Annotated in this window: 2 protein-coding genes; both read left to right on the top strand. The window is 73.8% G+C overall.

The window, feature by feature from the left end:
• A partial coding sequence (locus LZ604_RS35250; protein ID WP_234520293.1) for a type I polyketide synthase occupies window positions 1-4,142 on the top strand: 4,142 nt, incomplete at its 5' end.
• Between the two features lie 19 nt (window positions 4,143-4,161).
• The coding region (locus LZ604_RS35255) for a polyketide synthase docking domain-containing protein (RefSeq protein ID WP_234520294.1) at window positions 4,162-4,358 on the top strand (197 nt) is incomplete at its 3' end.

Raw genomic sequence — 4,358 nt, forward strand, 5'->3', positions numbered from 1 at the left:
CCGGGGCGGCTCCCGCTCCGGCCACCGTGCCGCTGGTCCTCTCGGCCAGGTCACCCCAGGCACTGGCCGCCCAGGCCGAAAGGCTCCGTACGCACCTCGAAGCGGCCGGCGAGGTGAACCTGCTGGACCTCGGCTACTCGCTGGCCACCGGACGGACAGCCCTCGACCATCGCGCGGCCCTGTTCGCCGAAAGCCAAGGGGAACTGCTGGAGGGCCTCGACGCGCTGGCGGCCGGCCGCTCGTCCGCCCGGCTGGTCACGGGCGGCCCGACCACCGGCAGGACCGCCTTCCTGTTCACCGGGCAGGGCAGCCAGCGGGCCGGTATGGGACGCGAACTGTACGACGCCTACCCGGTGTTCGCCGAGGCGCTGGACGCCGTCTGCGCCGAACTCGACCGGCACGTGGGGCGCTCGGTACGGGACGTCGTCTTCGCCGACTCCGACGACTGGGAGGGCGAGCTGCTGCACCAGACGCTGTTCACCCAGACCGGCCTGTTCGCCCTCGAGGTGGCCCTCTTCCGGCTGGCCGAAAGCCTCGGCCTGAAGCCCGACTTCGTGGCCGGGCACTCGATCGGCGAACTCGTGGCCGCCCATGTGTCGGGTGTGCTGTCCCTCGCCGACGCGGCCGCACTGGTGGCCGCCCGCGGCAACCTGATGCAGGCCCTCCCGCAGAACGGCGCCATGATCTCCGCCCTCGCCACCGAGGAGGAAGTGACGGCGTTGCTGGCCGGGCGCACCCACCAGGTGTCGATCGCCGCGGTGAACGGGCCCGCCTCCGTCGTCATCTCCGGTGACACACCGGCCACGCTGGCCGTCGGCAGGGAGCTGGAGAGCCGGGGACGCAAGACGCGCCGGCTGAACGTCAGCCACGCCTTCCACTCGCCCCATATGGGCCCGATGCTGGACGCCTTCCGCGCCGTGGCCGAAGGCCTGGCGTTCAGGCCGCCCGTCATCCCCCTCGTGTCGAACGTGACCGGTGAGGTCGCCCGTACCGAGGAGGTCTGTTCACCGGACTACTGGGTCCGGCACGTACGCGAGGCCGTCCGGTTCGGCGACGGAATCCGCACGCTCCACGACGAGGGCGTCACGACGTTCGTGGAACTCGGCCCGGACGGCGTGCTGTCGGCCATGGGCCGGGACTGCGTCGTGGACGCGGAGGGCGCCGAGCCGGAATTCGTCCCGCTGCTCCGCAAGGACCGCCCGGACACCCCCGCGTTCGCCCACGCGCTGGCCCGGCTGCATGTGCGGCACGTGAGCCCGTCCTGGGACACCTTCTTCCACGGCTCGGGCGCGCGCCGGACCGACCTGCCCACCTACGCCTTCCAGCGCAGGCACTACTGGGCCAAGGCCCCCGCGCGAACCGCCGACGTCGGCGGCGCGGGACTGTCGTCGGCCGATCACCCGCTGCTCGGCGCGGCACTGACCCGGGCCGACACGGACGAGACCATCCTCACCGGCCGGCTCTCCCTGCGGACCCACCCCTGGCTCGCCGATCACGCGGTCCTGGGCCGGGTACTGCTCCCGGGCACCGCCTTCGTGGAGCTGGCCGCACGGGCCGCGACCGAGACGGGCGCCGGGGTGCTGGAGGAGCTCACCCTGGAAGCGCCGCTGGTGCTGTCCGGGGACGGTGCCGTGCGGTTCCAGGTGGCGGTCGGCGCCCCCGAGGCCTCGGGACACCGTTCCCTGACCATCCACTCCCGCCCCGAGGGCACGGACATCGACGAGCCATGGACCCGGCACGCCGACGGAACCCTGGCGCCCGTCCCGGTGGCCGCGGGCTTCGACCTGGCCGTGTGGCCGCCGCGTGACGCGGCTCCGGTGGATCTCACCGGACGCTACGACGCCCTCGCCGAGCAGGGCTTCGACTACGGGCCGGCGTTCCGCGGACTGCGGTCCGTGTGGCGCCGTGGCAACGAGGTGTTCGCCGAACTCGCCCTGGCCGACGAACACAAGGAGCAGGCGGCCGCCTTCGGGCTGCATCCGGCCCTGCTGGACTCGGCACTGCACGCCATCGAACTGGGCGTACTGCCGGGCACCGGCGATCCGCGACTGCCCTTCGTATGGAGCGGGGTGCGCTGGTACGCCTCGGGCGCGACCGTGGCGCGCGTGCGACTGGCCCCCGCCGGGCCGGGCTCGGTGACCATCGAGGTCGCGGACGCGGCGGGCGAACCGGTCGCCGTGGTCGAGTCGCTCGCGGTGCGCGCCGTGTCCGCCGAGCAGCTGGGCGCGGCCGGTGGCCGCCGTCACGAGGCCCTGTTCCGGCCGTCCTGGGTGGCGGTGAGCGGCGGGGCGGAGGCACCGGCCCGGCCGTGGACCGTCCTGGGCGGCGACGCGCCGGGACTGCCCGGCGCGGAGCGGTACGCCGACGTGGCGGCGCTCGGCGCCGCGGTGGCCGCGGGTGCCGCGGCCCCGGACCTGGTCGTGGCGCCGCTGACGGAACCGGCCGACTCCCCGCGGGACGCCGTCCATCGCGCCCTGACGCTGGTGCGGACGTGGCTGGACGATGAGCGGCTCGCCGCGTCACGGCTGGCGGTGGTGACGCGGCGAGCGGTCGCCGCGTCACCGGACGAGGACGTACTCGACCTGCCGCACGCCGCCGTGTGGGGTCTGCTGCGCTCGGCGCAGACGGAGAACCCGGACCGCCTGCTGCTGGTGGACCTCGACGAAAACACCGATGCCGGGCAGGCGATCGCAAGGGCGCTGTCCGCGAACGAGCAGCAGGTGGCGGTCCGCTCCGGCGATCTGCGCACGCCCCGTCTGGAACGGGTCGTGGTACCGGCCGACGGCACCGGGCCATGGGACCCGGACGGCACGGTGCTGATCACCGGCGCGACCGGCGCGCTGGGCGGCCTGCTGGCCCGCCATCTCGTCACCGAGCACGGTGTCAGGCACCTGCTGCTGACCAGCCGCCGGGGCCTCGCCGCCGACGGGGCGGCCGAGTTGAAGGCCGACCTCACCGCCAGGGGAGCCGACGTCACCGTCGCCGCCTGCGACGTCGCCGACCGCGCGGCGCTGGACGCGCTGCTCGCCGGCATTCCCGGGGACCACCCGCTGACCGGGGTGGTGCACGCGGCCGGCGTCCTCGACGACGGTGTTCTGGAGTCGCTGACGCCCGAGCGGTTCGACGCCGTCCTGCGCCCCAAGGCGGATGCCGCGTGGAACCTGCACGAGGCCACGCGCGACCTGGAGCTGTCCGCCTTCGTCCTCTACTCCTCCATCCAGGGACTCCTCGGAGGTGCCGGTCAGGCCAACTACGCCGCGGCCAACACCTTCCTGGACGCCCTGGCGCAGCACCGCAGGGCCCTGGGACTGCCCGCCACCTCCCTCGCCTGGGGACCGTGGGCGGAGGGCGGTATGGCGGCCGCCCTCACGGAAGCCGACCGCAACCGGTTCGCCAGGACCGGTATGGCCGCGATCTCGCCCGAGCAGGGCATGCACCTGTTCGACGCCGCACTGAGGGTGGACGCGGCCGCGCTCGTGCCCCTGCCGCTGGACATGGGCGCGTTGAGAGCGCTCGGCACGGGGGTTCCGTCCCTGCTGAGCTCGCTGGTGCGCACTCCGGTGCGCCGGACGGCCTCGGCCGGGCCGGCCGCCGGGAGCACGGCCGTGGGGCCGACCCTCGCCGAACGGCTGGCCGGCCTCACGGAGGACGAGCAGCAGCAGGCCGTGCTGGACCTCGTACGGGCCGAGGTCGCCACGACGCTGGACTACGGCGGCACGGACAGCCTCGATATGAAGCGGGGCTTCAAGGAACTCGGCCTCGACTCCCTGACCGCCGTCGAGCTGCGCAACCGGCTCGGCAAGGCGACCGGCCTGCGGCTGCCCGCGACCCTGGTCTTCGACTACCCGACCCCCGCGGCCGTGGCCGACCACCTGCGGACCGCGCTGGCACCGAAGGCGACGGCGGCACCGGCCGACGCACCCGGCGAGACCGAGATCCGCCGTCTGCTCGTGTCCCTCCCGGTGGACCGCCTCCGGCAGGCCGGACTTCTCGACGGACTGCTCCGGCTCGCCCAGGACGCCGACACGGCTGCCGACGCACGGAGCGGCGGCGCCGACGAGCCCGCGGACAGCACCGATCTCATCGACGACATGGACGTCGACGCCCTCATTCGCATGGCCCGGGCCAGTTCCGAGACCTGATCCATTCCTGACGGGAGAGATGATGACGAACACGGCGTCCGACGCTGTCGTCGAAGCGCTCCGAGACTCGCTCAAGGAGAACGCCCGACTGCGTCGGCAGAACCAGGAGCTGATCGCCGCAGCCCAGGAACCCATAGCGATCGTGGGGATGGGGTGCCGGTATCCGGGTGGTGTGGGGTCGCCGGAGGATCTGTGGCGGCTGGTGGTGTCGGGTGG

Source organism: Streptomyces glomeratus (assembly GCF_021462825.1).
GTDB lineage: Bacteria > Actinomycetota > Actinomycetes > Streptomycetales > Streptomycetaceae > Streptomyces > Streptomyces glomeratus.